The sequence below is a fragment of the Chamaesiphon sp. VAR_69_metabat_338 genome (genome assembly GCF_031423935.1).
In the GTDB taxonomy this organism is placed as follows: domain Bacteria; phylum Cyanobacteriota; class Cyanobacteriia; order Cyanobacteriales; family Chamaesiphonaceae; genus Chamaesiphon.
The window spans coordinates 1-2,723 of the sequence record NZ_JANPGM010000318.1 but is presented as its reverse complement, the minus strand read 5'-3'; the positions used below and the strand labels follow the sequence as shown (position 1 = coordinate 2,723).

3 protein-coding genes are annotated in these 2,723 nt (G+C 49.8%); all 3 read right to left on the bottom strand.

Translation table 11 applies throughout. The annotated features are described in order from the left end of the window. A partial coding sequence (locus RMO84_RS09125) for a GMC family oxidoreductase (protein ID WP_310488163.1) occupies positions 1-959 on the bottom strand: 959 nt, incomplete at its 3' end. Positions 960-1,105: 146 nt separating this feature from the next. Next, the gene (locus RMO84_RS09120; RefSeq protein ID WP_310488162.1) at positions 1,106-1,981 is read right to left on the bottom strand and encodes a hypothetical protein; all 876 of its coding nucleotides are present in this window, start codon (positions 1,979-1,981) and stop codon (positions 1,106-1,108) included. After that, a partial coding sequence (locus tag RMO84_RS09115) for a hypothetical protein (RefSeq protein WP_310488161.1) occupies positions 1,978-2,723 on the bottom strand: 746 nt, incomplete at its 5' end. The genes RMO84_RS09115 and RMO84_RS09120, both read right to left, overlap by 4 nt.

The window sequence follows — 2,723 nt, the reverse complement described above, 5'->3', positions numbered from 1 at the left end:
GAAACGTGATCCATCAAAAAGCGACCGAGTAATCCGGATTTATCTACCCAGCCGTGGGGCTGATACTTGTCGGTAGAGTGGAGGAGAATTCGCACCGACTCAATTGTCGAAGCGCACAAGACCACTGTACGCGCAAATACTTGCTGCTTTTGCTTTGTCAGGCGATCGATATATTCGACACCTGTAGCTTGGCGGGTGTCAGGATCGAAAATGACGTGACTGACGACCGCATCCGCTTGGAGCGTGACATTACCAGTCTCGATCGCCGCTTGGAGCGAGGAACCCTGACTCGAAGATGGCGGCCACGGCTGCTCTGCGGTGGATTTATGTAGTGCGAAACCCCGCGAAGCAATCAACTTGCGATCGGGCCAGCGGGTTTCAACTACTTGCTTGAGCTGTAATTCGCCTGGAGTGAGGGGAATCGTGGGTTGATAGTCCCCATCGGGCAATTGTGCCAACCCATCTCGATCGCCCCGCACCTGAAAAAATCGCTCTAACTTACTATAATACGGCTCTAAATCGGCATAAGCGATCGGCCAATCCCGTTCGTGACCGTCCCGACTGGCTGCTTTAAATTCATAATCCGACAACCGCAGGGTAATCCCGCCCCAGGTCAGACTTTTACCGCCCACTTGCCGACCGCGAATCCACGAAAATGGTCGATCGGGTGGGGTCGTATAGGGGTTATCCTTCTCATCGATAAACAGATCTGGGTTGGCTTTCCAGTAACCAGGGTGCATCGACTGATATGACTGCCGTTGCGATGCCAAGTTATAAACCCGCTTCGCCATATCCTTCACCGGATGCCCCAGATCGGCCTCAGGATCGATCGTCCGCCCTGCCTCCAGCACCAGTACCTTCAATCCCCGTTCGCCCAGTTCTTTCGCGGCTACGCCGCCATTAGCACCCGATCCGACGACGATCGCATCGTAAATCTCAGCAGTAAAGTCATTACTCATGCGTCCATCCACCTCGGTTTGCTGAGGTTGCCCCGCGATCGGTCTGTGTCATTAGCGATAGTTTGATGTGGTCAGGTAAAGCTAAGACCATTATAGGGGTCTGGATCTCCACTAGCGATCGTCTTTGACTATGACTTCTAGCATCTTCAATTGGAAGATAGCCGATCGAGATCGAGTCGATCGCTATTAACGTATTCCTTCGCCGTCATATCTTCCAAGGTCACTACCGAACCATCGACCGAACTAAATCTTCCCGATGCAGGGAGAAATTTCAGCCAGCTATCTAGCAATTCATACCATTCTTTATTTTGAAAGCGATCGTCTTCTTCTGCACGGATAAACCAGAATATTAGCTCTACCGCATCTGCATCCCAGGCTGGTGTGGCACTTACTCTGATTTCCCGTAAGGCGCGCAGAGCCTCACCTTCATCGGTAGTTTTCTCGTGTTTGTCCTGCATCCGCTTTTGCAGCTTTTGGGCAAACTTATTAAAGTCATCGGGAAAGGCAAATCGACTGCGTTTGCGTGCTAATGCCTCTGCTAGCGATCGAATATCTGCATCACTTTGGCATCCTGGTATTCTCTCCCATCTCGCTACAACGGCCTTTTCTACAGTCATCACTCGATTGGGCAAAGCCCACGCTTCGCGAACGAGATCTGCGACCAGAAAGCGATCTGCAACTCCCGCAATGTAAGCGTAGCTAGGTCGTTTCAGTCTTTTAATCTCTGCCAACAGTTCGGCATCGACTTTTACCAATGGTGAGATTTCGAGGAAGGGACGATCTAGACAAGAACGGACAAGATCGCATGTCTGAGTCACTACGACAAAGCCACTGACGGCTGATTCTGCTAAATCCGCGTCAGCGTCGGCTGCTGCAACGTCCTGGGAAGATGGTTTTAAGGGACGTTGAGGATCGAAGCGAGTAACGAACCAACAATCGCCTCCGATCGTACAATCGCCCTGAGACCATTTGCTCAAAGCCGAATCTATTTCTGGAATCCAACCGTCAGGTTCGTTACTCACCAATATTTATTTCGACTCCTCGCACTTTTAGCCGCTCTCGATTTACCCACCTCCTGATGGATTGAATCTTGGAGGGCATCTACCAGATCTGCTGGATTGGGAGGCATTCGAGCCATTTCTGCTGCTGGAGATAATTGCCCTAATGTGGGTTGTTTCGGGGCATTACCAGCACCGAGCAGATGTTTGACTCGATCGAATTCACCTGCTGCAAGTAATTCTAAGTAGGATTTTCCGTCATCAGCAATGCCCATTAATAAACTGCGATTGTTACTGGCACTACCACGAGAGATATACTCAACCGCGTCCAACGTTCGATTTAACTTTTCCTGATTAGCTGAAGACAGCGGCTCCCCACTCGCCCAGAAATGAACGCTCCGGCGTGAAACACCGAACAAAGTAGCAAGTTGCTCCCAAGTTAAACCACTCAACTTTCTGAGTTCGTTAACGTTTTGCTGCGTGGATTTTACCGGAAGCTCGACTACTGTGGTAATAATGTTTGCTAGAACGTTGTGTGGGATAGCCATGTGGAGTTTTACCCCACTTGTTGTCATGCTTAGGACAGCCACGAGATCGCGATCGTAGACGGGATTAATTACTGTTGTGCTGCGATCGCTCGTAAATATTGCCGAACCGATCGAATAACCAATAGTTGTTGGTAATCTTTCCTCTACAGTGGACATTCCTTGGGCTTGGGAAGACAAGCTGCGATTAGTTGTTTTTTCTAAAAGAGTACTCATAATTC